The organism is Janibacter sp. CX7, assembly GCF_024362365.1.
Taxonomy (GTDB): Bacteria; Actinomycetota; Actinomycetes; order Actinomycetales; family Dermatophilaceae; genus Janibacter.
Map to the genome: position 1 here is coordinate 1,389,938 of NZ_CP101464.1, position 25,486 is coordinate 1,415,423.

The window sequence follows — 25,486 nt, forward strand, 5'->3', positions numbered from 1 at the left end:
GGACGGCCCCCTTCGTGCCTCCGGCAGACACCTCCGCGAAGAAGACCGCGAGCAGCAAGTCCGCGAAGGACTACACCGCGCACCATCTCCAGGTGCTCGAGGGCCTCGAGGCCGTGCGCAAGCGCCCGGGCATGTACATCGGGTCCACGGACCAGCGCGGCCTCATGCACTGCATGTGGGAGATCATCGACAACGCCGTCGACGAGGCCCTCGGTGGCCATGGCGACCGGATCGAGATCGTCCTGCACCCCGACGGCTCCGTCGAGGTCCACGACAACGGTCGCGGCATCCCCGTCGACATCGAGCCGCGCACCGGCCTCACCGGTGTCGAGGTCGTCTACACCAAGCTGCACGCGGGCGGGAAGTTCGGCGGCGGCTCCTACACCGCCTCCGGTGGTCTGCACGGCGTCGGCGCCTCGGTCGTCAACGCGCTGTCCTCCCGCCTCGACGTCGAGGTCGACCGCGGCGGCAAGACCTGGGCCATGAGCTTCCGCCGTGGTGAGCCCGGCACCTTCTCCGACGACGCCGGGGCGAAGGGGGAGAAGTCTCCCGACCACGACTTCGTCCCGTACGACAAGGGCAGCGAGCTGCAGGTCGTCGGCAAGCCCAAGCGGGGCGTCACGGGGACCCGGGTGCGCTACTGGGCCGACCCGCAGATCTTCCTCAAGGGCGCCGGCATCGACCGGGAGGCCCTGGCCGCCCGCGCTCGCCAGACCTCCTTCCTCGTGCCCGGCCTGACCCTCGTCGTGCGCGACCTGCGCGGCGACGAGCCGCTCGAGGAGGTCTTCCACCACGACGGCGGCATCAGCGAGTTCGTCGACTTCCTCGCGCCCGATGCTCCGGTCACCGACGTGTGGCGGCTCGAGGGCACGGGGACCTTCACCGAGACCGTGCCCGTGCTCGACGACAAGGGGCACATGACGCCGACCGAGGTCGAGCGCGAGTGCGGTGTCGACATCGCCCTGAGGTGGGGGACCGGCTACGACGCGAAGATGTCCTCCTTCGTCAACATCATCGCCACGCCCAAGGGCGGCACCCACGTCGCCGGCTTCGAGCAGGCGCTGCTCAAGGTCTTCCGCAAGCAGCTCGAGGTCAACGCCCGCAAGCTCAAGGTCGGCAACGACAAGGTCGACAAGGACGACGTCCTCGCCGGCCTGACCGCGGTCGTCACGGTGCGTCTGGCCGAGCCGCAGTTCGAGGGCCAGACCAAGGAGGTGCTCGGCACCAACGCCGTGCGCTCGATCGTCTCCAAGGTCGTCGAGACCGAGCTGACCTCGCAGCTGACGTCGACCAAGCGCGGCGACAAGCAGATGGCGACGCAGCTGCTCGAGAAGGTCGTCGCCGAGATGAAGTCGCGCATCTCAGCGCGGCTGCACAAGGAGACCCAGCGCCGCAAGAACGCGCTGGAGACCTCGTCGTTGCCGCCGAAGCTGCGTGACTGCCGCAGCAGCGACGTCGAGTCCACCGAGCTCTTCATCGTCGAGGGTGACTCCGCGATGGGCACGGCCAAGGAGGCGCGCAACAGCGAGTTCCAGGCGCTGCTGCCGATCCGCGGCAAGATCCTCAACGTGCAGAAGGCCGCCGTCGGCGACATGCTCAAGAACGCCGAGTGCGCCTCGATCATTCAGGTCATCGGGGCCGGGTCCGGGCGCAGCTTCGACCTCGACGCCGCCCGCTACGGCAAGGTCATCATCATGACTGACGCCGACGTCGACGGCGCCCACATCCGCACCCTGCTGCTCACCCTCTTCTTCCGCTACATGCGCCCGCTCGTCGAGGCCGGCAAGGTCTTCGCCGCGGTCCCGCCGCTGCACCGCATCGAGGTGGTCAACCCCGGCTCGAAGAAGAACGAGCTGATCTACACCTACTCCGAGGCGGAGATGCGCAAGAAGCTGTCGTCGCTCGGCTCGCGCGGCAAGAACATCAAGCAGCCGATCCAGCGCTACAAGGGTCTGGGCGAGATGGACGCCGACCAGCTCGCCGAGACGACGATGGACCCGCGCCACCGGATGCTGCGCCGGGTGACGACCGAGGACCTCGAGATGGCCGAGCAGGTCTTCGAGCTGCTCATGGGCAAGGACGTCGACCCCCGCCGCGACTTCATCGTCTCCTCGGCCGACCAGCTCGACCGGGAGCGCATCGACGCCTGAGGCCGGCTGGGTCCGGTACGACGCGGCCCGTTTGGACACGATCTCGGCGCGTCGCCGCGTCGGTGGTTGCACGCGGACGTGCTCTGGGTCACGGTTAGGGGATCGGTGCGCGCACCCGTGCACCCCCGACCCAGGGAGGACCCATGTCCGACGTCGCCACCTCGGACCATGCCGCAGGTGAGGACAACACCGAGCTCAAGAGGGTCATGGGCCCCAAGCTCCTGCTCCTCTTCATCGTCGGAGACATCCTCGGTACGGGCGTCTACGCCCTGACCGGCGCGGTGGCCGGCGAAGTCGGCGGCGCCGCGTGGGCCCCCTTCATCGCGGCCTTCGTCGTCGCGACGATCACGGCCTTCTCCTACCTCGAGCTGGTGACGAAGTACCCGAAGGCCGGAGGTGCGGCGACCTTCATCCACAAGGCCTTCGGCCTGCACTTCCTCACCTTCATGGTGGCCTTCGCCGTCATGTGCTCCGGTATCACCTCGGCGTCGACCGCCTCCAACGCCTTCGCCGGGTTCCTCAGCGACGGACTCGGCCTCGACTGGGGCCCGAACCAGCTCCTGATCGCCGCGCTGGCCTTCATGCTCGTCATCGCGCTGGTCAACTTCCGCGGCGTCGGAGAGTCGGTCAAGGCCAATGTCGTGCTGACCCTCGTCGAGCTCTCCGGTCTGCTGCTCATCATCTTCATCGGCCTCTACGCCGTGACCCAGGGCAAGGCCGACTTCTCCCGCGTGATGGTCTTCGAGAGCGCGAGCGACAAGAACACCTTCTTCGCCATCACCATGGCGACCTCGCTCGCCTTCTTCGCCATGGTCGGCTTCGAGGACTCGGTCAACATGGCCGAGGAGACGCACGAGCCCTCGCGGATCTTCCCCAAGGTCATGCTCACCGGACTCGGCATCACCGGTGTCATCTACGTCCTCGTCTCGATCACCGCGGTGGCCCTGGTCCCCGTCGGCGACCTCACCGACCCGGACAAGGCCTCGGCCCTGACGCAGGTCGTTGCTGCCGGCGCGCCCGGGCTGCCCTTCGACAAGATCTTCCCCTTCATCGGGATGTTCGCCGTCGCCAACTCGGCCCTGATCAACATGCTCATGGCCTCGCGCCTCGTCTACGGCATGGCCCGCCAAGAGGTCCTGCCTCCCGGCCTCGGCGTGGTCCACAGGACCCGTCAGACTCCGTGGGTGGCCATCATCTTCACCACGCTGATCTCCTTCGGACTGATCAGCTACGTCGTCCTCGACAGCGAGTCGCAGGTCGTCGCGCTGCTCGGTGGCACGACCTCGCTCCTGCTGCTCGCGGTCTTCACCATCGTCAACATCGCGGTGCTGGTGCTGCGTCGCGACAAGGTCGGCCGCGAGCACTTCAGGGCCCCGACCGTGCTGCCGATCATCGGTGCGATCGCCTGCGCCTTCCTCGTCGGCCCGTGGGCCCGCAGCGAGGAGCAGCAGCAGCAGTACGAGATCGCCGCCATCCTGCTCGGTCTGGGCATCCTCCTCTGGGTCATCACCTGGTTCATCAACCGCGCGGTCTACGCCAAGAAGACCTACATGCGCGACCCGGAGCACATCGACCACGACTGAGCTCCACGACGCGAAGGGGGCGACACCGGCGATCCGGTGCCGCCCCCTTCGTCATGTCCTCAGAGGGAGCCGATGCCGCCGATCACGGCGGAGGCGGGGGTGCCGGAGCCGTCGCGGCGGCCGTCGGCCTCGGGCAGGGTGATCGCCACGCCGTTGGGCTGCGCGGCACGGGCGCCGGCGCGGCCCACCCAGGCGGTGACCAGCGCGTCCTCGCCCTTGAGGAAGCGGTGCGCGCGGACGCCGCCCGTGGCGCGACCCTTGCCGGGGTACTCGTCGAAGGAGGTGACCTTCCACGAGCCGGCATCGGTGCCCGGCAGCGCGTCGGAGGAGCCCGAGACGGTGACGACGATGTTGTCGAAGTTGAGGTCGACGGCGCCGAAGAAGACGACCTGGGCCCCGTCGGTGAGCCGGATGCCGGCGACACCGCCGCCACCTCGTCCCTGGGGCCGCACGTCGGCCGCGGAGAAGTGCAGCAGGCTGGCCTGGCTCGTGACGAAGACGAGCTCCTCCTCGCCGGTCGTCAGCTCGACGGCACCGACGACGCGGTCGCCCTCCTTGAGCGAGATCGCCTCCCAGGAGTGGCCCTTGGGGTAGTCGGTGGTGACGCGCTTGACGATGCCGTGCGCCGTGCCCAGGGCCAGCCCGGGGGAGTCGGGCGACAGGCTCATCAGGGTCAGCGGGGTCTCGTCACCGGGCAGGTCGACGTAGGCCGCGAGCGGGGCACCGCCGGAGAGGGTGGGCGCGCCGTTGGAGGGCGGCAGGGTCGGCAGCTCGAGTGCCCCGAGACGCACGACCCGGCCGGCCGAGGTGACGACGGCGACCTCGCCGCGCGCGCTCGTGCGCACCGCGGCGACGATCGCGTCGTGCTTGCTGCGCCCGCCCTCGCGGCTGAGCGGCTCGGCGTCGCTCGTGCGGGCGAGCAGGCCGGTGCTGGAGAGGAGCACCCAGCACGGGTCGTCGGCGACCTCGAGCGGGGTGGTCGCGGTCGCCGGGGCGCCCGCGGACTCGAGCAGGACCGTGCGGCGGGGGTCGCCGTGCTTCTTCGCGACCTCGGCGAGCTCGCCGGAGATGAGCCGGGTCATGACCTTGTCGTCGCCGAGGATCTCCTCGAGCTCGGCGATCTGGGCGAGCAGCTCGCTCTGCTCCTTCTCGAGCTCGAGCTTGGAGAACTTCGTCAGCCGGCGCAGCTGCAGGTCGAGGATGAAGGTCGCCTGTACCTCGGAGAGGTCGAAGACCTCCTGCAGCCGGGTGCGCGCGATCGTCGCGTCGTCGCTGGAGCGGATGACCTGGATGACCTCGTCGATGTCGAGGATCGCGATGAGCAGGCCCTCGACGAGGTGCAGCCGCTCGCGGCGCTTGGCGAGCCGGTACTCGCTGCGCCGGCGCACGACGTCGCGTCGGAAGTCGACGTAGACGGTGAGCAGCTCCTTGAGGCCCATCGTCCGCGGCTGGCCGTCGACGAGCGCGACGTTGTTGATGGAGAAGGAGTCCTCCATCGGCGTCAGCTTGTAGAGCTGCTCGAGGACCGCCTCGGGGTTGAAGCCGTTCTTGATCTCGATGACGAGCTGGAGGCCGGACTCGCGGTCGGTGAGGTCCTTGACGTCGGCGATGCCCTGCAGCTTCTTCGACTGGACGGAGTCCTTGATCTTCTCGATGACCTTCTCGGGGCCGACGAGGTAGGGCAGCTCGGTGACGATGATGCCCTGGCGGCGCGGCGCGACCTTCTCGATCCGGGTCGTCGCCCGCGTGCGAAAGCTGCCGCGGCCGGTGAGGTAGGCGTCGCGGATGCCGTCGAGGCCGATGATCCGGCCACCGCCGGGCAGGTCCGGGCCGGGGACGAACTTCATCAGGTCGTCGAGGCTGGCATCGGGGTGGGTCAGCAGGTGGCGGGCCGCCCCGATGACCTCGACGAGGTTGTGCGGCGGCATGTTCGTCGCCATGCCGACGGCGATGCCGGTCGTGCCGTTGACGAGGAGGTTGGGGTAGGCCGCCGGCAGCACCTCGGGCTGCATCAGCTGGTCGTCGTAGTTGGGGACGAAGGGGACGGTGTCCTCGTCGAGCCCGGTCACCATGAGCAGCGCGGCCGGGGCCATGCGCGCCTCGGTGTAGCGGCTCGCGGCGGGGCCGTCGTCGAGCGAGCCGAAGTTGCCGTGGCCGTCGACGAGCGGCAGGCGCATGGAGAAGGGCTGGGCCATGCGCACGAGGGCGTCGTAGATCGCCGAGTCGCCGTGGGGGTGGTACTTGCCCATGACCTCGCCGACGACGCGCGAGGACTTCACGTGGCCGCGCTCGGGCCGCAGGCCCATCTCGCTCATCGAGTAGAGGATGCGGCGGTGGACCGGCTTGAGGCCGTCGCGGGCGTCGGGCAGGGCCCGCGCGTGGATCACGGAGTAGCTGTACTCGAGGAAGGCATTGCGCATCTCGTCCGCGACGTCGATGTCGACGATCCGCTCGGGGACGTCGGGCGTCGCGGGGGTGGCGGAACGGCGGGCCATGCTGGCGGTGCACTCCTCGGTGGGCGGGTGTCGAGCCCGTCCATCCTCACCCCTGGGCCGGCTCTGCCGCGGGACCGACACACGCCCGGTGGGCGCCCGGTCGGGCGGGGGAGGCCGTGGCAGGATTGGGGCCATGACGGAGCTCCCTCCGGGGTACCCGGTCCACGCGGAGGCCGATGTCGTGCTGCGGGACGGCTCGGTCTGCCGTCTGCGTCCGATCAAGCCCTCGGACGCCGACGGTGTCCGTCGCTTCCACGCCGGCCAGTCCGACGAGTCGATCTACCTGCGCTTCTTCGCCCCGATGCGCAACCTCAGCGACCGCGACATCAAGCGCTTCACCGAGGTCGACTACGTCGATCGCATGGCCCTCGTCGCGACGATCCGCGACGACATCATCGGCATCGGCCGCTACGACCGGGTGAGCCCGCACAGCGCCGAGGTCGCCTTCAACATCTCGGACCACTACCACGGCAAGGGCATCGGCTCGGTGCTGCTCGAGCACCTCGCGGCGATCGCCTATGCGACCGACATCACCGAGTTCGAGGCCGAGGTCCTGCCGCAGAACCGCAAGATGCTCAGCGTCTTCTCCGACGCGGGCTACCAGGTCAGCCGGCGCTTCGAGGACGGTGTCGTCACCCTCCACTTCGCCATCGAGCCGACCGCCGAGTCGCTGTCGGTGCGCTTCGCCCGCGAGCACCGCGCCGAGGCGCAGAGCGTGCGGGCGATGCTCCACCCGGACTCCGTCGCGGTCATCGGCGCGAGCCGCCGGGAGCGGGCGATCGGTCACCAGGTCCTCAAGCAGATCGTCGACGGCGGCTTCACCGGTCGGGTCCACGCGGTCAACCCCGAGGCCGGGACCGTCCTGGGCCTGCAGGCCGAGCGATCCATCGGCGAGATCGAAGGGGGCGTGGAGCTGGCGGTCATCGCGGTGCCGGCGGACAAGGTCCCGCAGATCGTCGGCGAGTGCGCCGCCGCGGGGGTCAAGACGCTGCTGATCATCTCCTCGGGCTTCGCCGAGGTGGACGAGGACGGCGCGCGCATGCAGCAGCAGGTGCTGCGGCTGGCCCGCACCCACGGGATGCGGGTCGTCGGGCCCAACTCCTTCGGCCTGATCAACACCGACCCCGCGGTCAGCCTCAACGCGACGCTCACGCCGATCATCCCCGAGCCCGGCCATCTCGGGCTCTTCTCGCAGAGCGGTGCGCTGGCCATCGCCAACCTCGACTCGGCCGCCCGACGCAACCTCGGCATCTCGGTCTTCGCCTCCGCGGGCAACCGCACCGACGTCTCGGGCAACGACCTCATGCAGTACTGGGTCGAGGACGAGCGCACCCACGCCGTCGGCCTCTACCTCGAGTCCATGGGCAACCCGCGCAAGTTCTCCCGGATCGCCCGCCACCTCGCGTCGAGCAAGCCGGTCATCGTCGTCAAGGCGGCGTCGGCCAACTTCAGCGCCCCGCCCGGGCACCGCGTGCGCCGACCGAAGGTCAAGCCGCACGCCTTCACCGCGATGCTCAACCAGGCGGGCGTCATTCGCTGCGAAAACGTCCACCAGATGTTCGACGTGGCCCAGCTGCTCGTCCACCAGCCCCTGCCGAGGGGCCGCCGGGTCGCCGTCGTCGGCAACTCCAACCAGCTCGTCGCGCTCTCGGCGGACAACGCCACCTCGCGCGGGCTCGAGGTCACCCACGGGCCGGTGGCCGTGCGCACCGAGGCCTCGGCGGCGGAGTTCCGCCGGGCCGTCGACGCGGCCTTCGACGACGAGCAGGTCGACTCGGTCATCGTCTGCTTCATCCCACCCGTCGGCGCCCTCGAGCAGGACGTCGTCGACGCGGTGCGGCACGCCGCCTCACGCTCCGACAAGCCCTGCGTCGCCACCCTGCTCGGCATGCGCGGCGTCGACACCGGCGGCGAGAGCGCTCACTTCGCCAACGAGTGGGGCGAGACCGAGGAGGGGCAACCGCGCCAGGCGATCCCGATCTACCCGATGCCTGAGGAGGCGGTGCGGGCGCTCGCGGCCGCGACGGACTACGGCGCCTGGCGGGACAAGGACAAGGGTGAGGCGGTCGTGCGTGAGGGGATCGACCGATGGGCCGCCCGGGCCCTGCTCGACCGGGTGCTCGCCGAGGACCCCGAGGGGCGGGCCCTGACGGCCGACGAGTCCCAGGAGCTGCTCGCCGCCTATGGCATCACCCTGTGGCCGCGGCGCGAGGTGGCCACCGCCGAGGAGGCCGTCCTCGCCGCCGAGGAGGTCGGCTACCCCGTCGTCGTCAAGTCCCTCTCGCCGCTCGTGCGCGGGCAGGCCGTCCTCGAGGGCATCCGCGTCGACCTGAACGACGCCGATGCCGTCCGCGTGGCCTTCGAGACGATGGACCGGCGCCTGGCGCCGCTCGACGCCAACTACTTCGTCGTGCAGAAGATGGCCGGTACCGGCGTCTCCACGGTCTGCTCGTCGATCGAGGACCCGCTCTTCGGGCCGGTCGTCTCCTTCAGCATCGCCGGGGCGACGACGACCCTGCTCGACGACATCGCTTACCGGATCCCGCCCCTGACGGACGTCGACGTGCGCGAGCTCGTCGAGGACCTCAAGTCGGCGCCGCTGCTCATGGGGCACGGGGGAGCGGCGCCGGTCGACCGGGCGGCGCTCGAGGATCTCCTCGGTCGTCTGTCGCTCATGTCCGACGACTTCCTCGAGCTGTCGTCGGTGGAGCTCAACCCGGTCATCGCCCACCCCTCCGGCCTGACGGTCCTCGGCGCCGACGTGATGATCGCCCCCGCGCTCCGCCGGATCGACGCCAGTGCGCGGAGCCTGACCTGAGGCTGGGGCACAATGGCGGGCATGCCCGCACACGCCGACCTCACCGCGATCAGCCTGCCTGACGCACTCACCGCCGACATCGAGCGGGCGGGCTACTACCCGGCGCTCGTCGGTGACGTGGTCAAGGCGGCCGTGGGCACCGAGGAGGTCCACGGGCACCTCGTCCACCAGGAGACGACCTTCGACCAGGACACCGTGCGTCGGCACATCACCGTCTTCGCCCGCACGGCGACCCGCCTGGTCGTCGCGCACGCCGACGACTACCCCGACCACTTCTCCGGCGCGCAGGAGATCGCGACGGCGACGACCGAGTGCATCCCGCTGTCGTCGGTGCGCGGCGTGATGCTCACGCACGTCGTCGGCGACCCCTCCCGCTACGTGCCGGGTTCCCTCGGTCGCGAGCTGACCCTCACCATCGGCTGGGGTGCCGTCAGCCGGGTCGACCTGCTCCCCGCGCTGTGCAACGACCCCGACTGCGACGGCGGCGACCACGGCTACGAGGGCACCATCGCGAGCGACGACATCGCCCTGCGCATCAGCGCCGAGGCCGAGGGTCGGGTCGCGCTCGACCGGGCCATCGAGTTCGCCCGGGACCTCTCGGCGAGCATCGGCCACTGATCCGGCGCATGGCCCACCACGACCACGCCCACGGACCGCTTCTGCCGACCACCCCGCGGCTCGACCGCGTCCTGCCCGCCGTCGCCACGAGCCTGGGAGTGCCCGGGCTGACCAAGGCGGGAGACCGCCCCCTTCGTCCCGCCCGCCGGGCCGTCGTCGTCCTCGTGGACGGGCTCGGTGCCGCGCTGCTGGCCCGACGCGGCGGGCACGCGCCCTTCCTGCGGCGGCTCCTGCAGGACCCGCAGGCCGCCGTGACCATCGACTGCGGCTTCCCGTCGACGACCGCGACCTCGATGGGCACCTTCGGCACCGGTGCCCTCGCCGGGGTCCACGGGCTCGTCGGCTACGAGGCCTACGACCCCGACACCGACAGCGTCTTCAACGAGCTGTCGTGGGAGGACGGGCCGCAGCCCCACCGGTGGCAGCCGACCCCGACGGTCTTCGAGGCGGCGCAGGCGGCCGGGGTGGCCGTCACCCGCGTCGGACCGGGCTTCTTCGACGGATCCGGGCTCACCGAGGCGGCCCTGCGCGGTGGCCGCTTCACCGCAGCCAACAGCCTGGCTGCCCGCGTCGACGCGACCGTGACCGCCCTGCGCGCAGCGCCGCGCTCGCTCGTCTACCTCTACTGGGGCGATGTCGACAAGGTCGGCCACGTCCACGGCGTCGGCTCGCTGGAGTGGGGCGAGGAGCTCGAGGAGGTCGACGCGCAGCTCGCCCGCCTCGCCTCCCTCCTCCCACACGACACGGCGCTGCACATCACCGCCGACCACGGGATGGTCGACGTCCCGCTCGAGTCCCGGCCCGACCTGGCGGACGACGCGGAGCTCGACGCCGGCGTGCGGCACGTGTCGGGCGAGCCGCGCTGCCTGCAGCTGCACGTCACCCCGGGTGCCCGTGACGACGTGCTGGCGACCTGGCGTGGGCGGCTCGGCGACGACGCGCTCGTGCTCGACGCCGACGACGCGATCGCCCGCGGGTGGTTCGGTCCCGTGAGCGAGACGGTGCGGCCGCGGATCGGCGACGTCATCGCCGCGATGACCGGCCCTGTCGCCGTCGTCGACTCGCGACGCCACCGCCCGGAGCTGCGGGCGCTGCTCGGCGTGCACGGCTCGATCACCGCCGACGAGGTCACGATCCCGTGGCTCGTCCTCGACGCCCAGGAGCAGTGACGTGGCAGAGCTGAGCTTCTTCGCCGGGACGATGGACTGCGGCAAGTCCACGCTCGCCCTGCAGATGGACCACAACCACCGGGCCCGGGGGCGGGTCGGCATCATCCTCACCCGCCTCGACCGCTCCGGCGAGGCCGTCCTCTCCTCCCGACTGGGTCTGTCCACCCCGGCCGTCGAGGTCGCCGAAGACCTCGACCTGTGGGACACGGTCGTCGCCCAGCTGACCGCCGGCGGCCGTGTCGATTACCTCATCTGCGACGAGGCGCAGTTCTACACCCCCGAGCAGGTCGACCAGCTCGCGCGGATCGTCGACGAGCTCGACATCGAGGTCTACGCCTTCGGCATCACGAGCGACTTCCGCACCCAGCTCTTCCCGGGCAGCCAGCGGCTCATCGAGCTCGCCGACCGCACCCAGGTGCTGCAGGTCTCGGCGCTGTGCTGGTGCGGGCGCCGGGCGACGCACAATGCCCGCGTCGTCGACGGCGTCATGGTCGTCGAGGGGGAGCAGGTCGTCGTCGGCGACACCGCGAACCCGCAGCACGAGGCCGAGGTCGAGTACGAGGTGCTCTGCCGACGGCACCACATGCGACGGATGAGCTCGCGCGCCGCACGAGCCGTCGCGCAGTCGGCGGACGTCCTGCCCTTCGACCTCGACGCCTGCCCGGTCCCGCCGCCGACCTGACGTCGGAGTCCGAACTCCGCACAACCCTAGGGTTTTGCAGGGTTGAGAGGGCGAGCCCCGAACTCTGCAAGACCCTCGGGTTGTGCAGAGTTAGCAGGGGCCGTGCACAGCCCTGGGGTTGTGCAGAGTTCAGCAGGGGCCGGGCGCAGCCCGGGTGCCGGCGTCGGGTCAGTCGCGGGTGGTCCCGAACATCACGTCGTCCCAGCTCGGCACGCTGGCGCGGCCCTTGCGGCCCCGCCCCTTGCCCTGGGGCTCCTGCTGCTCGGCGTCGTCCTGCTGCGTGTCGTCCTGCTCCGGTGCGTCGTCCGATGCCTCGGAAACGGTGTCGGCGCTGTCGGCGGGCTCGGCCCCGGCGGTGGGAGTCGAGTCCGACTCGTCGGCCGAGGGCTTCTCGTCGGTGGACGACGAGTTGGAGGCAGTCTTGCCCGACGGGTCGGCGCCCTCGCCCGCTGATTGGTTGGCGCGGGAGACCTGCTGCGGTGCCTCGTCGTCGGCGACTGCCTGCTCGGCCGGCTCGGTCTGCTCCGGCTCGGGCTCGGGCTCGGGCTCGGCCTGCGCGCGCTCCGGCGCGGCCGGCTCGGGCGTGGCAGCGGCGGCCGCAGGGGCACGGCGCTCTGCGGCGGCCGGCCGCGGGCAGCAGCACCGGAGTCGGCAGGCTCCTCGTCACGCGGGTGCGTGCCGCCGGCCGGGGGCGGCAGCTCGTCGAGGGGGAGCGCGACGTCCGTCGGCTGGGCGCCGGTCGGCTCGGCAGAGCGCTTGCGTCGCCCGCCCCGCCGACGGCTCTTGGCGCCGGAGTGCTCGCGCATGGAGTTGATCAGCTCGTCGGTCGACGCGCGGCTGGCGCGCTCGGCCTTGGTCTCCTCGACCTCGACGTCGAAGACCGCGGTCGGCCGGTGCACGGCCGTCGGCACGGGCCCCGCAGCGGGGGTGTCGGCCTCGGAGAGCCACTTGGCCTCGTCGTTCTTGGCGACGACGCTCATGCCGGCGAGGTCGAACCACCACGTCGCCGTGCGGTCTCGGCCGCCGGCGGCGAAGACCGCGGAGACGGTCCACTGGCCCTCGGCGTCGCGGAAGGCATCCCACTCGACGGAGGACGGCTCGACGCCGCGGCCGGTCAGGCGCGTCGCGGCACGCTGGGCGAGGGTCTCCGGGGAGCCGGCCTGGTTGGTGCCGCGCATGCGCACGGTCTGGGCGCGGCTGGCCACGTGCTCGCGCTCGGCGAGCACCGGCCCCTCGAAGCGGGCGATCTTGTCGAGGTCCCAGCCGGTGCGGGCGGCGACCTCGTCGGCGCTGGCGCCGGCGCGGATCATGGCCTGCACCTCGCGTGGGCGAACGTTGTTGTCGATCGCGATCTGCAGCTGGCCCAGTCGCGGGCGATCGCGGCGCGCGGCGGCGCGCAGGGGCTCGTCGATGCGCAGGCGGTACTCCTCGCCGGCATCGTCGGTCACCACGAGGTGCTCGCCGTCGTCATGCACCCCGATGAGTCGCAGGTCGCGCATCAACAATCCCTCTCGTCTTCGTGCTCGGCACGACTCTGCCACCTGCCGCGCCCGATCCGGTGACGCACACGCCGCGGGGTTACCTTGTGTCCATGCCCGAACCCGTGACCGAGCACCCCCTTCGCCCCTACGACGCGGTCCTCGTGCAGTCCTTCGGCGGTCCCGAGGGGCCCGACGAGGTCCTGCCCTTCCTGCGGCGGGTCACCGCCGGCCGCGGTGTCCCCGACGAGCGCCTCGCCGAGGTGGGGGAGCACTACGACCGTGTCGGCGGGGTCAGCCCGCTGCCCGCGCTCAACCGGCGCCTCGTCGCGGACCTGGCCGCCGAGCTCGCGGCCCGGGAGTGCCCCCTCCCGGTCGCCCTCGGCAACCGCAACTCCGCCCCCTTCGTCCCCGATGCGCTCGACGAGCTCTCCGCCGGTGGTGCCCGCCGGATCCTCGTCGTGCCGACGAGCGCCTGGCGCAGCTACTCCTCCTGCCGCCAGTACCGCGAGGGTCTGGCCGACGCGGTCGACGGACGTCCGGACCTGGTCCTCGACAAGGTCCGGCCCTTCGGCGAGCACCCGGGCTTCGCCGCGACCCTGGCCGCCGACACGCTCGCCGCCGCCCGTGCGGCGGTGGAGGCGGCCGGCGCCGACCGGGTCGCGCTGCTCTACGTCACCCACTCCATCCCCGATGCGATGGACGAGACCTCCGGTCCCGGTGACGGCGACGGCCGCGCCTACTCCGCCGACCAGGCCGAGCTCGCGGCGGCGATCACGGCGGAGGTCGACACGGTCCTCGGCACCGACCTGCCCGCCGGGCTCTGCTTCTGCTCGCGGTCGGGCTCGCCGCGCACCCCGTGGCTGGAGCCGGACGTCAACGACCGGATGCGCGAGCTCGCCGACGAAGGGGAGATCGCGCACGTCGTCGTCGTGCCCATCGGCTTCATCTCCGACCACATGGAGGTCGTCCACGACCTCGACGTCGAGGCGGCCACGACGGCCGCCGAGGTCGGTCTGGGGATGTCGCGCGTGCCCACGCCGGGCAGCGACCGGGCCTTCGTCGCCGGGCTCGTCGACCTCATGCTCGAGCGCGCCGCCCAGGCCCGCGGCGAGCAGCCGGTGCGCCCCACGTGGCGCGACCTCGACTCGCACCCGGCGGTCTGCCCGGTCGGGTGCTGCCCCAACCTGCGCGAGGCCCGGCCCGCGCTCTGCGGATCGGACTGAGGTGACCCAGCTGCCTGCCGGGACCGACCCGGCCGAGCTCGCCCGCACCGCGCTGGCCGTCGCCGTCGAGGCCGGCGACCTCATCGTCCACGACCGGCCGGCGCGACTGGGCGTCGCCGAGACCAAGAGCTCGCGCACCGACGTCGTCACCGTCATGGACCAGCGCAGCCAGGACCACCTGCTGAGCCGGCTGGGGGAGCTGCGTCCGGACGACGGCTTCGCGGGGGAGGAGCGGGGCGGTCGGGCCGGGACCTCCGGCATCACCTGGGTCGTCGACCCCATCGACGGGACGGTCAACTACCTCTACGAGATCCCCGCCTACTGCGTCTCCGTCGCGGCCGTCGTCGGCGACCCGACGCGCGACGGCGCCTGGCGACCGGTGGCCGGTGCCGTCGTCAACCCCGTGACGGGGGAGCGCTACAGCGCGTGGAGCGGCGGCGGTGCTTGGCGCGCCGTCGGCGACGGCACCCCGCAGCGCCTGCGCGTCGCCGAGACCGACCTCGGCCTCGCCCTGTGCGGCACCGGCTTCGGCTACGACGCCGACCGGCGCGCCTGGCAGGCCGCACTGCTCACGCACGTGCTGCCCCGGGTCCGCGACATCCGCCGCCTCGGCAGCGCCGCCCTCGACCTGTGCCGGGTGGCCGAGGGGAGCCTGGACGTCTACTACGAGCGGGGGCTCAACCCCTGGGACATGGCCGCCGGCTGGCTCGTCGCGACGGAGGCCGGCGCGCTCGTCACCGACCTCGACGGGCAGGCTCCCCGGGAGGCCATGACGGTCGCCGGGGCGCCCGGCCTGCACGCCGATCTGCTCGCGCTGCTCGTCGACGGAGTGGGGCGGGTCGGACCACGATCCGGTCGGTGACGTCATAGAGGTGGCTTTCGTCACCGCAATGGGGCACAATCCGGCGCGCCGGGCACAAATTCAGCATTCGCTGCGTTGATGACGGCGCATCACGATTTCAGCCCTGCTACCCCCAAGGAATCAGGAGAGATGGCGACCGATTACGACGCCCCTCGCAAGACCGACGACGACCTGTCCGAGGACTCCATCGAGGAGCTCAAGTCCCGTCGCGGCGACGCGACCTCCGCGAACGTCGACGTCGACGAGACGGAGATGGCCGAAGGCTTCGAGCTGCCCGGCGCCGACCTCTCCGGCGAGGAGATGTCGGTGCGGGTCGTCCCGCGCCAGGCCGACGAGTTCACCTGCACGAGCTGCTTCCTCGTCCACCACCGCAGCCAGCTGGCCAGCGACGGCAAGAACGGTCCGGTCTGCACCGAGTGCGCCGCGTGAGCCGTGGCTGACGGAGTCCGTCAGGTCCCGGTCCCGGTGCACCTCGTGCACCGGGACGCTGTCCTGCCCGCCTACGCCAAGACCGGCGACGCGGGTGCGGACCTCACCTCCGTCGCGGAGGTGACCCTCGCGCCGGGGGAGCGTTCCCTCGTGCCCACGGGCGTCTCCATCGCCCTGCCCGCCGGATGGGTGGGACTCGTGCACCCCCGCTCCGGCCTCGCGGCGCGCCACGGCATCTCCGTGGTCAACGCGCCCGGCACCGTCGACTCGGGCTATCGCGGCGAGATCCTCGTCAACCTGGTCAACCTCGACCCGCGCGAGAGCTTCACCGTGCACGTCGGCGACCGGATCGCCCAGCTCGTGCTCCAGGAGGTCGGCGAGGGCCGCTTCGAGACGGTCGATTCGCTTCCACCCAGCCCTCGGGGTGAGACTGGACACGGATCCAGTGGGGGCTTCGGCCCACAGTCGACGACAGGACGTGAGTGATGTTCGGGCGCAAGAAGAAGGCCGCCTCCTCCGAGGCGAGCACCGAGCAGGACACGACGACGCAGGCCGGCGCCGAGGCGACCGGCCCCGCGAGCGGCGGAACGGCCACCGACGGCCCGCACGACTCCGGCGACGTCACCGACGTCGACCACCTTGTCGACCTGGGCTCCCTCCTCATCGCGCCCGCGCGCGAGGGCATCGAGCTGCGCGTCGAGGTCGACCAGGAGTCCAACGAGGTCACCGCCGTCCAGCTCGGTGACGACCACGGCGCCGTCCAGCTGCAGGTCTTCGCCGCCCCGCGCTCGGCCGGCATCTGGGGCGACATCCGCGACGAGATCTCCGAGATGATCTCCGGCAGCGGCGGCACGGTCGAGGTCGTGAGCGGTCCCTTCGGCGACGAGCTGCGCAGCCGGCTGGCCCAGCCCGGGCCCCAGGGGCGCACCGTCTTCGCCCCGGCCGTCTTCGCCGGTGTCGACGGACCCCGGTGGTTCCTGCGGGCCGTCTACTCAGGCTCGGCCGCCGTCGACGAGGCGGCCCGCGCCGACCTCGACGACATCGTGCGCAGCGCGGTCGTCGTCCGCGGTGACGACCCGCGCGCCCCGCGCGAGATGCTGCCGCTGAAGATGCCCGTGGCCCGGCAGTCCCGGTCGCAGGCCCCGACCGAGCCCGAGGGCCCGGTCGACGACCTCAAGCCCTTCGAGCGCGGCCCCGAGATCACCGAGGTGCGCTGATGGCCACCCTGCTGCGTCGACTCATCGACCTCGGCCGCTCCGACGACGAGGTCGCGGCCGACGAGCTGCGCGACGCGGCAACCGCCCACGGCTGCACCCAGATCACCGAGTCGACCGACCGCGAGGTCGTCACCGTGGCCGGCACCGTCACGGCCGTGACCCTGCGCCCCAAGGTGACCGTCCCGGCGCTCGTGGCCGACGTCTTCACCGGGTCGGCCACCGTGCAGCTGGTCTGGCTGGGTCGCCGCAGCATCGGGGGGATCAACCCCGGCGCCTACGTCAAGGCCACCGGTCTCGTGTGCCGTCCCAAGGGCACGCCGGTCATGTACAACCCCGCCTACGAGATCCTCCCCGGCCATGGCGGCTGACGGGCCGCACGACGCCCCCGCGATCTCCGCGCCGGTCCACCCCACGGTCGAGGCGCTCATCCGGCACCGCCTCGGCGAGGCCTTCGGCGGTCTGCGCGGTTCCCTCGAGGCCGCGCTGCCGATGCTCGTCTTCGTCGTCGTGTGGTCGGTGACGAAGGACCGCACCCTCTCGCTCGGCTCGGCGGCTGCGCTGACCGTCGTCCTCGCCGTCGCGCGTCTCGTGCAGCGCCAGACGCTCCAGTACGTCCTCACCTCGATCTTCGCCACCGGGCTCGCGGCCTTCTTCGCGCTGCGCTCGGGCAATGCCGAGGACGCCTTCCTCCCCGGCATCCTCACCTCGCTGGCCTACCTCGTCGGCTCGCTCGTGTCGGTCCTCGTCCGCTGGCCGGTCGTGGGTCTGATGGTCGGCGTGGCCGACCAGGCGGCGGTCGCCGCGGGTGATCCCTTCCGCTGGCGCCGCAATGCGGCGGCCGTGCGCGTGTGCAGCCGCCTGACGCTCGTGCTCGTCGCGGTCTACGTGATCCGCGTCGGCATCATGGGCCCGCTCTACCTCGCGGGCAATGTCGCCGGTCTGACGATCGCCAAGGTCGCGCTCGGCTGGCCGCTGTGGGTCGGCGCCGTGGCCGTCATGGGAGCGATGCTCATGAAGGGCCACACGCCGATCGACCCCGACGACGAGCTGGTCCAGCCGGTCGACGTCACCCGGGCCTGACCACGGACGAAGGGGAGGGACCTCCCCTTCGTCATGGGGTCACGCGGGGCGGCGCCGGGGTGCGGCGCCCGGGCGCATCATCGCCTCGAGCTCCGGCTCCGCGTCGGCGGTGGTGAGCAGCAGCAGCTCGTCGTGCGCCTCGAGGGAGTCGTCGGCCGTGGGGCCGAAGGGGCGACCGTCGCGGATGATGCCGACGAGGAGGGTGTCGGCGGGGAAGTCGATGTCGCCGACGCGACGCCCGACATTGGGGTTGTCGGCCGGTAGGGTGATCTCGGCCATCGACGCATTGCCCTGCTGGAAGTCGAAGATGCGCACGAGGTCGCCGACGCTCACGGCCTCCTCGACGAGAGCGGTCATCAGGCGCGGCGTCGAGACGGCGACGTCGACACCCCAGGACTCGTCGAACATCCACTCGTTCTTGGGGTTGTTGACGCGGGCGACGGTGCGCGGGACGCCGAACTCGGTCTTGGCGAGCAGCGAGACGACGAGGTTGGCCTTGTCGTCACCCGTGGCGCAGACGACGACGTCGCAGGTCTGGACCTCGGCCTCCTGGAGCGTCGAGAGCTCGCAGGCGTCGCCGGAGAGCCAGCTGGCGTCCGGCAGCTTGTTGACCCGGCTCTCGTTGGCGTCCTTGTCGATGAGCAGGACGGCGTGCTCGTTCTGCAGGAGCTCCTGGGCGATGGACCGGCCGACCGACCCGGCGCCGACGATGACGACACGCATGACTCAGACCTCCTGCGGGGGGTGGCCGTCGAGGACGCGCTCGACGTCGGGGACACGGTCGCGCGGGATGACGAGGTGCACGAGGTCGCCCTCCTGGTGGACCGTCTCGGGGCCGGGGATGATGCCCTCGCCGAGGCGGGTGACATAGGCGATGCGGGCGTCGGTCGCCTCCTCGAGTCGCGTCAGGCGCTGGCCGACCCAGGCCGCGGCGACCTGGATCTCGGCGATGACGAGGCGGCCGGAGGCGTCGGTCATCTCGGTCGCCTGCCCCTGGGGGAGCATGCGCCGCAGCACCTGGTCGGCGGTCCAGCGCACGGTCGCGACCGTGGGGATGCCCAGGCGCTGGTAGACCTGCGCCCGGTCCGGGTCGTAGATGCGGGCGACGACGTGCTCGACCCCGAAGGTCTCGCGGGCCACCCGGGCGGCGAGGATGTTGGAGTTGTCGCCGCTGGAGACCGCCGCGAGGGCATAGGCCTCCTCGATGCCGGCCTGCAGGAGGGTGTCGCGGTCGAAGCCGACGCCGGCCACGCGGCGCCCGCTGAACTCGCTGCCGAGGCGGCGGAAGGCGGCCGGGTCCTGGTCGACGACGGCCACGTCGTGCCCGAGGCGCTCGAGGGATCGGGCGAGCGAGGCGCCCACGCGGCCGCAGCCCATGATGACGAAGTGCACGGGTTGACGGTACCCCTCCCGGGACGGGCCTACACTCGCGTGGTGTCTTCAGGACGACTCATCAAGCGTCTCCTCGTCGGTCGCGCGATGCGCAGCGATCGGCTCGGCGAGACCCTCCTTCCCAAGCGGCTCGCCCTACCCGTCTTCGCCAGCGACGCACTGAGCTCCGTGGCCTACGCCCCGGACGAGATCCTGCTCACTCTGGGGCTCGCCGGAGGCGCCCTCGCCGTCACCCGGTCGTGGCCGGTCGCGCTCGCCGTCGTCGCGGTCATGGTCGTCGTCGTCGCGAGCTATCGGCAGAACGTGCACGCCTACCCCTCGGGTGGTGGCGACTACGAGGTGGCGAGCACCAACCTCGGCCCCAAGGCCGGCCTGACCGTCGCGAGCGCGCTGCTCGTCGACTACGTCCTCACCGTCGCCGTCTCGATCTCCTCGGGCGTGCAGAATGCCGCGGCCGCCTTCCCCTGGCTGCGTGGGCACGAGGTGCTCGGTGCGCTCGCCCTCGTCGCCGCCCTCACGGGGATGAACCTGCGCGGCGTGCGCGAGTCGGGCAAGGCCTTCGCCATCCCGACCTACCTCTTCATGCTGTCGGTCGTCGGCATGGCGCTCGTCGGCCTCGTGCGCCGGGCCACCGGCTCCCTGCCGCCCGCCGAGAGCGCGGCGCTGACGCTGGCCCCGGAGCCGGGCATGGAGCAGCTCGGCACGCTCGCCATGGCCTTCCTGCTGCTGCGCGCCTTCTCGTCCGGCTGTGCCGCCCTCACCGGTGTCGAGGCGATCAGCAACGGCGTGCCCGCCTTCCGCAAGCCCAAGAGCGCCAACGCCGCCTCGACGCTGCTGCTCATGGGCGGCATCGCCGTCACCATGCTGCTGTCGATGATCGCGCTCGCCACGTGGACCGGGGTCAAGGTCGCCGACGACCCGGGCACGCAGCTGCTGCGCGACGGCGTCCCGGTCGGCGACAGCTATGTCCAGCACACGGTGATGGCGCAGGTGGCGGGCTCGGTCTTCGACGGCTTCCCTGCGGGCGTCGTGATCGTCTCCGTCGTCACCGGCCTGATCCTCGTGCTCGCCGCCAACACGGCCTTCAACGGATTCCCCGTGCTCGGCTCGATCCTGGCCCGCGACGGCTTCCTGCCCCGGCAGCTGCACACGCGCGGCGACCGGCTCGCCTTCAGCAACGGCATCATCCTGCTCGCGGCATCCGCGGCGCTGCTCATCGTCATCTACGACGCGCAGGTCACCAAGCTCATCCAGCTCTACATCGTCGGCGTCTTCGTCTCCTTCACGCTCAGCCAGATCGGCATGGTCCGGCACTGGAACCGGCACCTCGCCGTGGAGAAGGACGTCCCGGAGCAGCGGCGGATGGTGCGCCGCCGGGCGATCAACGGCGTCGGCGCGCTGATGTCCGGGGTCGTCCTCGTCGTCGTCGTCCTCACGAAGTTCACCCACGGCGCCGGCTTCGCGATGGCCGCGATGGCCGCGCTCTTCGTCCTCATGGGCGCGATCAGCAAGCACTACCAGCACGTGAGCCAGGAGCTCGCCGTGCCCGAGGGCGACACGAAGCACCAGCTGCTGCCCTCGCGCGTGCACGCCATCGTGCTCGTCAGCACGATCCACCGGCCGACGCTGCGGGCCCTCGCCTATGCCTCGGCGACCCGGCCCTCGCGGCTCGAGGCGATCACCGTCGAGGTCGACCACGAGGCGACGCGCGGCCTGCAGGCCGAGTGGGACCGGCGGGGAATCCCGGTGCCGCTCAAGGCGCTCGACTCGCCCTACCGCGAGATCACCCGGCCGGTCGTCGACTACGTCAAGTCGATCCGGTCGGGCAACCCCCGCGACCTCGTCGTCGTCTACATCCCGCAGTACGTGCTCGGCCACTGGTGGGAGCAGGCCCTGCACAACCAGTCGGCGCTGCGGCTGCGCAGTCGCCTGCTCTTCACCCCGGGTGTCATGGTGTCCTCCGTGCCCTGGCAGCTGGCGAGCTCCGAGGGCGCCGAGGAACGCATGGACGGCCCCGTGGTGGGCGACGTACGACGAGGTGGAGCATGACCGGACCGAGCGCAGACGAGCTGACCGTGGGGCACGAGGTCGACGTCGAGGTGGGCCCCGTCGCGCACGGCGGGCACTGCGTGGCCCGCTACGAGGGGCGGGTGCTCTTCGTCCGGCACACGCTGCCGGGAGAGCGGGTGCGTGCCCGGATCACCGAAGGGGGTCCCGGTGACCGCTTCCTGCGGGCCGACGCCGTCGAGGTCGTCGAGGCATCGCCGCACCGCGTCTCCTCCCGCTGCCCGGTCGCCGGGCCCGGCGGGTGCGGAGGCTGCGACTTCCAGCACGTCGACACCGCCCACCAGCGCGAGCTCAAGGCGGCCGTCGTCGCGGAGCAGCTGCAGCGGCTCGCGGGGGTCGAGCGGGAGGTCGTCGTCGAGGCGCTCGCCGACGACGACGGGCTGCGCTACCGCACCCGGGTCGAGCTCGCCGTCGCGGACGGTCGGGTCGGCCTGCGCCGGCACCGCAGCCACGACGTCGTCCCGGTGACCGGCTGCCCGATCGGGGTCGCGGCCGTCGACGAGGCGATCTCCGACGCGCTCGCCGAGGCCGAGAGCGCGGCCGGCTCGCTCGACGGGATCAGCGCGCTCGACGTGGTCGTCCCGTCGGGGGAGAGCGACACCGTCGTCGTCGAGGTCCCGCACGACGCGCCGACCCCGCCGATCACCGTCACCGAGACCGTCGCCACCGCAGCAGGGGAGCGGGCCATGCACGTCGACGCCCGCGGCTTCTGGCAGGTGCACCGGGATGCCCCGCGCGCCTTCGTCGAGGCCGTGCTGGCCGCGGCCGACGTCCGGCCGGGGGAGCGGGTGCTCGACCTGTACAGCGGCGTCGGCCTCTTCTCCGTCCCGCTCGCCGAGGCCGTGGGCCCCGAGGGCCAGCTCGTCGCCGTCGAGTCCGACCGTCGGGCCACCGACCACCTGCGCGACAACCTCGCCGGTCGCCCGTGGGGCCTCGTCGTGCCCGGTCGCGTCGACGACCTGCTCGGTGTGCCCCGCAAGGGCCGCCGTCGCGGGCCGCGCCGCCCGGCCCGCTCCGACATGCTGCCGCCGAGTGCGGACGTCGTCGTCCTCGACCCGCCCCGCACCGGGGCCGGACGCCAGGTCGTCGAGGCGCTGTCCTCCCTTCGCCCGCGTCGTCTCGTCTACGTGGCCTGCGACCCTGCGGCGCTGGCCCGGGACACCGCCTACCTCGCGGACCAGGGCTACAGCTTGGCGCGCCTGCGTGCTCTTGATGCCTTCCCCATGACGCACCACGTCGAGTGCGTGGCGACCTTCGAGCCGACGGGGGCGCCGCCCGCCCCGTGACAGGGGAGGGCGACGTGGGGAAGAGTGCAGGGGAGCGCGCCGGTGGGTTCGCGTCCGCAGGCGCTGTGATAGTTTTATCTTGACGTCAAGATAACCACGACAGAGGAGTCGACTGTGGCCAGCTCGAACACCTTCAACGCCAAGGACACGCTCACCGTCGGTGACGAGTCCTACGAGATCTACCGGATCGACAAGGTCGAGGGCTCGAAGAACCTGCCCTACAGCCTCAAGGTCCTGCTGGAGAACCAGCTGCGCACCGAGGACGGCGAGAACGTCACCGCCGACCACATCAACGCGCTCGGCTCCTGGGACGAGAACGCCCAGCCCGACACCGAGATCCAGTTCACGCCCGCCCGCGTGATCATGCAGGACTTCACCGGCGTCCCCTGCGTCGTCGACCTCGCCACGATGCGCGAGGCCGTCGCCGAGCTCGGTGGCGACCCGACGAAGATCAACCCGCTCGCGCCCGCCGAGCTCGTCATCGACCACTCCGTGCAGATCGACGAGTTCGGCACGGCACAGGCCTTCGCGCACAACGTCGACTTCGAGTACGAGCGCAACAACGAGCGCTACCAGTTCCTGCGCTGGGGCCAGACGGCCTTCGACGACTTCAAGGTCGTCCCCCCGGGCACCGGCATCGTCCACCAGGTCAACATCGAGCACCTGGCCCGCGTCACGATGACCCGCGACGGCGTCGCCTACCCCGACACCTGCGTCGGCACCGACTCGCACACGACGATGGAGAACGGCCTGGGCGTCCTGGGCTGGGGCGTCGGCGGCATCGAGGCCGAGGCGGCCATGCTCGGCCAGCCGGTCTCCATGCTCATCCCGCGCGTCGTCGGCTTCAAGCTCTCCGGCTCGATCCCGGCCGGCGCCACCGCGACCGACGTCGTCCTGACGATCACCGAGATGCTGCGTGACCACGGCGTCGTCGGCAAGTTCGTCGAGTTCTACGGCGAGGGCGTCGCCCAGGTGCCGCTGGCCAACCGCGCCACCATCGGCAACATGAGCCCCGAGTTCGGCTCGACCGCCGCGATGTTCCCCATCGACGACGTCACCCTCGACTACCTGCGCCTCACCGGCCGCTCCGACCAGCAGGTCGCGCTCGTCGAGGCCTACGCCAAGACCCAGGGCATGTGGCTCGACCCGGCTGTCGAGCCCCGCTTCTCCGAGTACCTCGAGCTCGACCTGTCGACGGTCGTCCCCTCGATCGCCGGCCCGAAGCGTCCGCAGGACCGCATCGAGGTCAGCAAGGCCAAGGAGCAGTTCCGCGGCGACCTGAAGAACTACGTCGTCGACGGCAACGGCATCGAGAAGTCCTCGGTCGACACCGAGCTCGCCGGCACCTTCCCGGCGTCCGACGCCCCGAGCCACGACGCGCTCGAGGCCTCGGAGACGGCCGGCCGGCCGAGCCACTCCGCCATGCGGACCAACGGTGACCGGGCCACCAACCCCACCAAGGCGGTCATCGACGGCACCGAGGTCGAGATCGACCACGGTCACGTCGTCATCGCCTCGATCACCAGCTGCACCAACACGTCCAACCCGTCGGTCATGATGGCCGCCGCGATGCTCGCGAAGAACGCCGTCGAGCGCGGTCTGCAGGTCAAGCCCTGGGTCAAGACGTCGATGGCGCCCGGCTCGAAGGTCGTCACCGAGTACTACGAGAAGGCCGGCATGTGGCCCTACCTCGAGAAGCTCGGCTACCACCTCGTCGGCTACGGCTGCACGACCTGCATCGGCAACTCGGGCCCGATCATCGAGGAGGTCTCGCAGGCGGTCAACGCCAACGACCTCGCCGTGACCTCGGTCCTGTCCGGCAACCGCAACTTCGAGGGGCGCATCAACCCCGACGTGAAGATGAACTACCTCGCGTCGCCGCCGCTCGTCATCGCCTACGCGCTCGCCGGCACGATGGACTTCGACTTCGAGACCGAGGCCCTGGGACAGGACGCCGACGGCAACGACGTCTTCCTCAAGGACATCTGGCCCAACCCGGCCGACGTGCAGAGCACGATCGACACCGCGGTCACGCAGGAGATGTTCACCGAGAAGTACGCGGACGTCTTCGCCGGTGACGAGCGCTGGACCTCGCTCGAGACCCCCGAGGGCAACACCTTCGAGTGGGCCGACGAGTCGACCTACGTGCGCAAGCCCCCGTACTTCGAGGGCATGAAGATGGACCTCGATGCCGTCGAGGACATCTCCGGTGCGCGCGTCCTGGCCAAGCTGGGTGACTCGGTCACGACCGACCACATCAGCCCGGCCGGTGCGATCAAGGCCGACAGCCCGGCGGGCGTCTACCTCGCCGAGCACGGCGTGGAGCGCAAGGACTTCAACTCCTACGGCTCGCGCCGTGGCAACCACGAGGTCATGATCCGCGGCACCTTCGCCAACATCCGGCTGAAGAACCAGCTGCTCGACGGCGTCGAGGGTGGCTTCACCCGCGACTTCCTCGGCGACGGTGGCCAGACGACGATCTTCGAGGCCTCGGAGAAGTACATCGAGGCCGGCGTCCCGCTCGTCGTCCTCGCGGGCAAGGAGTACGGCTCCGGCTCGTCGCGCGACTGGGCGGCCAAGGGCACGCGCCTGCTCGGCGTCCGCGCCGTCATCGCGCAGTCCTACGAGCGCATCCACCGCTCCAACCTCATCGGCATGGGCGTCATCCCGCTCCAGTTCCCCGAGGGGCAGAGCGCCGACTCGCTCGGCCTGGACGGCACCGAGACCTTCGACATCGCGGGCATCACCGAGCTCAACAACGGCTCGACGCCCAAGACGGTCAAGGTCACGGCGACCAAGGACGGCGGCGAGACCGTGGAGTTCGACGCGGTCGTGCGCATCGACACCCCCGGTGAGGCGGACTACTACCGCAACGGCGGCATCCTGCAGTACGTGCTGCGGTCGCTCGTCGGCTGATCTCCGACGCACCGCCGA

20 protein-coding genes are annotated in these 25,486 nt (G+C 71.4%); 16 read left to right on the forward strand and 4 right to left on the reverse strand.

Annotated elements, in window-relative coordinates; genetic code table 11:
- The first annotated feature begins 14 nt into the window (after positions 1-14).
- Both NMQ01_RS06805 and NMQ01_RS06810 read left to right on the forward strand, forming a co-directional pair.
- Positions 15-2,150 (forward strand): type IIA DNA topoisomerase subunit B, encoded by a 2,136-nt coding sequence (locus NMQ01_RS06805; protein ID WP_255186103.1) that lies wholly within the window; start codon positions 15-17, stop codon positions 2,148-2,150.
- Between the two features lie 143 nt (positions 2,151-2,293).
- On the forward strand, positions 2,294-3,733 hold the full coding sequence (locus NMQ01_RS06810) for an APC family permease (RefSeq protein WP_255186104.1): 1,440 nt from the start codon (positions 2,294-2,296) through the stop codon (positions 3,731-3,733).
- 59 nt (positions 3,734-3,792) lie between these two features.
- Here NMQ01_RS06810 and NMQ01_RS06815 read toward each other — a convergent pair whose 3' ends face one another.
- A complete protein-coding gene (locus NMQ01_RS06815) occupies positions 3,793-6,228 on the reverse strand; it encodes a DNA topoisomerase (ATP-hydrolyzing) subunit A (protein WP_255186105.1) in 2,436 nt (811 codons plus the stop codon).
- A gap of 133 nt (positions 6,229-6,361) precedes the next feature.
- Here NMQ01_RS06815 and NMQ01_RS06820 point away from each other — a divergent pair, with 133 nt between their 5' ends.
- Genes NMQ01_RS06820 through NMQ01_RS06835 form a run of 4 tightly spaced genes read left to right on the forward strand, consistent with a single transcriptional unit; the run spans position 6,362 to position 11,515 of the window.
- Complete coding sequence (locus NMQ01_RS06820) at positions 6,362-9,046, forward strand: bifunctional GNAT family N-acetyltransferase/acetate--CoA ligase family protein (RefSeq protein WP_255186106.1); 2,685 nt, start codon at positions 6,362-6,364, stop codon at positions 9,044-9,046.
- A 12-nt stretch (positions 9,047-9,058) separates the two neighbouring features.
- Positions 9,059-9,664, forward strand: a complete 606-nt coding sequence (locus NMQ01_RS06825; protein WP_255186107.1) for a DUF5998 family protein — start codon at positions 9,059-9,061, stop codon at positions 9,662-9,664.
- Between the two features lie 8 nt (positions 9,665-9,672).
- On the forward strand, positions 9,673-10,833 hold the full coding sequence (locus NMQ01_RS06830) for an alkaline phosphatase family protein (protein WP_255186108.1): 1,161 nt from the start codon (positions 9,673-9,675) through the stop codon (positions 10,831-10,833).
- A 1-nt stretch (position 10,834) separates the two neighbouring features.
- Positions 10,835-11,515: a thymidine kinase gene (locus tag NMQ01_RS06835; RefSeq protein ID WP_255186109.1), complete on the forward strand. Its 681-nt coding sequence runs from the start codon at positions 10,835-10,837 to the stop codon at positions 11,513-11,515.
- 191 nt (positions 11,516-11,706) lie between these two features.
- Here the strand turns inward: NMQ01_RS06835 and sepH are convergent, their stop codons facing one another.
- Entirely contained in the window at positions 11,707-13,014 is a 1,308-nt protein-coding gene (gene sepH / locus NMQ01_RS06840; RefSeq protein ID WP_255186110.1) for a septation protein SepH, read from the reverse strand.
- A gap of 92 nt (positions 13,015-13,106) precedes the next feature.
- On the opposite strand from sepH, the gene NMQ01_RS06845 reads away from it, so the two are divergent.
- The 7 genes from NMQ01_RS06845 to NMQ01_RS06875 all read left to right on the forward strand — a co-directional run bounded on the left by NMQ01_RS06845 (position 13,107) and on the right by NMQ01_RS06875 (position 17,807).
- Complete coding sequence (locus NMQ01_RS06845; RefSeq protein ID WP_255186111.1) at positions 13,107-14,219, forward strand: ferrochelatase; 1,113 nt, start codon at positions 13,107-13,109, stop codon at positions 14,217-14,219.
- Between the two features lies 1 nt (position 14,220).
- Positions 14,221-15,081, forward strand: a complete 861-nt coding sequence (locus NMQ01_RS06850; protein WP_255186112.1) for an inositol monophosphatase family protein — start codon at positions 14,221-14,223, stop codon at positions 15,079-15,081.
- Between the two features lie 129 nt (positions 15,082-15,210).
- Positions 15,211-15,510 carry a DUF4193 domain-containing protein gene (locus NMQ01_RS06855; RefSeq protein WP_068317285.1) on the forward strand — a complete coding sequence of 100 codons (300 nt, stop codon included), beginning with the start codon at positions 15,211-15,213 and terminating at the stop codon, positions 15,508-15,510.
- A 3-nt stretch (positions 15,511-15,513) separates the two neighbouring features.
- On the forward strand, positions 15,514-15,996 hold the full coding sequence (dut, locus tag NMQ01_RS06860; protein WP_255186113.1) for a dUTP diphosphatase: 483 nt from the start codon (positions 15,514-15,516) through the stop codon (positions 15,994-15,996).
- Positions 15,996-16,727, forward strand: a complete 732-nt coding sequence (locus tag NMQ01_RS06865; RefSeq protein ID WP_255186114.1) for a DUF3710 domain-containing protein — start codon at positions 15,996-15,998, stop codon at positions 16,725-16,727. Before dut ends, NMQ01_RS06865 begins: the two co-directional genes overlap by 1 nt.
- The gene (locus NMQ01_RS06870; protein WP_255186115.1) at positions 16,727-17,095 is read left to right on the forward strand and encodes an OB-fold nucleic acid binding domain-containing protein; all 369 of its coding nucleotides are present in this window, start codon (positions 16,727-16,729) and stop codon (positions 17,093-17,095) included. The genes NMQ01_RS06865 and NMQ01_RS06870 overlap by 1 nt, the downstream gene beginning before the upstream one ends.
- Entirely contained in the window at positions 17,085-17,807 is a 723-nt protein-coding gene (locus tag NMQ01_RS06875; RefSeq protein ID WP_255186116.1) for a DUF3159 domain-containing protein, read from the forward strand. Before NMQ01_RS06870 ends, NMQ01_RS06875 begins: the two co-directional genes overlap by 11 nt.
- Positions 17,808-17,846: 39 nt before the next feature.
- On the opposite strand, the gene NMQ01_RS06880 is transcribed toward NMQ01_RS06875, so the two are convergent.
- Together NMQ01_RS06880 and NMQ01_RS06885 are read right to left on the reverse strand one after the other, a co-directional pair.
- Positions 17,847-18,530: a TrkA family potassium uptake protein gene (locus tag NMQ01_RS06880; RefSeq protein ID WP_255186117.1), complete on the reverse strand. Its 684-nt coding sequence runs from the start codon at positions 18,528-18,530 to the stop codon at positions 17,847-17,849.
- A 3-nt stretch (positions 18,531-18,533) separates the two neighbouring features.
- Complete coding sequence (locus tag NMQ01_RS06885; protein ID WP_255186118.1) at positions 18,534-19,199, reverse strand: TrkA family potassium uptake protein; 666 nt, start codon at positions 19,197-19,199, stop codon at positions 18,534-18,536.
- Positions 19,200-19,286: 87 nt separating this feature from the next.
- On the opposite strand from NMQ01_RS06885, the gene NMQ01_RS06890 reads away from it, so the two are divergent.
- The 3 genes from NMQ01_RS06890 (at position 19,287) to acnA (ending at position 25,468) form a co-directional block, all read left to right on the forward strand.
- On the forward strand, positions 19,287-21,248 hold the full coding sequence (locus NMQ01_RS06890) for an APC family permease (RefSeq protein WP_255186333.1): 1,962 nt from the start codon (positions 19,287-19,289) through the stop codon (positions 21,246-21,248).
- Complete coding sequence (locus NMQ01_RS06895) at positions 21,245-22,552, forward strand: class I SAM-dependent RNA methyltransferase (RefSeq protein ID WP_255186119.1); 1,308 nt, start codon at positions 21,245-21,247, stop codon at positions 22,550-22,552. Before NMQ01_RS06890 ends, NMQ01_RS06895 begins: the two co-directional genes overlap by 4 nt.
- Positions 22,553-22,666: 114 nt before the next feature.
- Complete coding sequence (gene acnA / locus NMQ01_RS06900; protein WP_255186120.1) at positions 22,667-25,468, forward strand: aconitate hydratase AcnA; 2,802 nt, start codon at positions 22,667-22,669, stop codon at positions 25,466-25,468.
- Positions 25,469-25,486: the final 18 nt, after the last annotated feature.

Excerpts from the sequence above, each read along its gene's own strand:
- NMQ01_RS06865 (WP_255186114.1), top strand. The coding sequence starts at position 15,996 with ATGTTCGGGCGCAAGAAGAAGGCCGCCTCCTCCGAGGCGAGCACCGAG.
- NMQ01_RS06825 (WP_255186107.1), top strand. The coding sequence starts at position 9,059 with ATGGCGGGCATGCCCGCACACGCCGACCTCACCGCGATCAGCCTGCCT.
- sepH (WP_255186110.1), bottom strand. The coding sequence starts at position 13,014 with ATGCGCGACCTGCGACTCATCGGGGTGCATGACGACGGCGAGCACCTC.
- NMQ01_RS06845 (WP_255186111.1), top strand. The coding sequence starts at position 13,107 with ATGCCCGAACCCGTGACCGAGCACCCCCTTCGCCCCTACGACGCGGTC.
- NMQ01_RS06870 (WP_255186115.1), top strand. The coding sequence starts at position 16,727 with ATGGCCACCCTGCTGCGTCGACTCATCGACCTCGGCCGCTCCGACGAC.
- NMQ01_RS06895 (WP_255186119.1), top strand. The coding sequence starts at position 21,245 with ATGACCGGACCGAGCGCAGACGAGCTGACCGTGGGGCACGAGGTCGAC.
- NMQ01_RS06810 (WP_255186104.1), top strand. The coding sequence starts at position 2,294 with ATGTCCGACGTCGCCACCTCGGACCATGCCGCAGGTGAGGACAACACC.
- NMQ01_RS06815 (WP_255186105.1), bottom strand. The coding sequence starts at position 6,228 with ATGGCCCGCCGTTCCGCCACCCCCGCGACGCCCGACGTCCCCGAGCGG.
- NMQ01_RS06880 (WP_255186117.1), bottom strand. The coding sequence starts at position 18,530 with ATGCGTGTCGTCATCGTCGGCGCCGGGTCGGTCGGCCGGTCCATCGCC.
- NMQ01_RS06830 (WP_255186108.1), top strand. The coding sequence starts at position 9,673 with ATGGCCCACCACGACCACGCCCACGGACCGCTTCTGCCGACCACCCCG.
- NMQ01_RS06820 (WP_255186106.1), top strand. The coding sequence starts at position 6,362 with ATGACGGAGCTCCCTCCGGGGTACCCGGTCCACGCGGAGGCCGATGTC.
- NMQ01_RS06890 (WP_255186333.1), top strand. The coding sequence starts at position 19,287 with ATGCGCAGCGATCGGCTCGGCGAGACCCTCCTTCCCAAGCGGCTCGCC.
- NMQ01_RS06875 (WP_255186116.1), top strand. The coding sequence starts at position 17,085 with ATGGCGGCTGACGGGCCGCACGACGCCCCCGCGATCTCCGCGCCGGTC.
- NMQ01_RS06855 (WP_068317285.1), top strand. The coding sequence starts at position 15,211 with ATGGCGACCGATTACGACGCCCCTCGCAAGACCGACGACGACCTGTCC.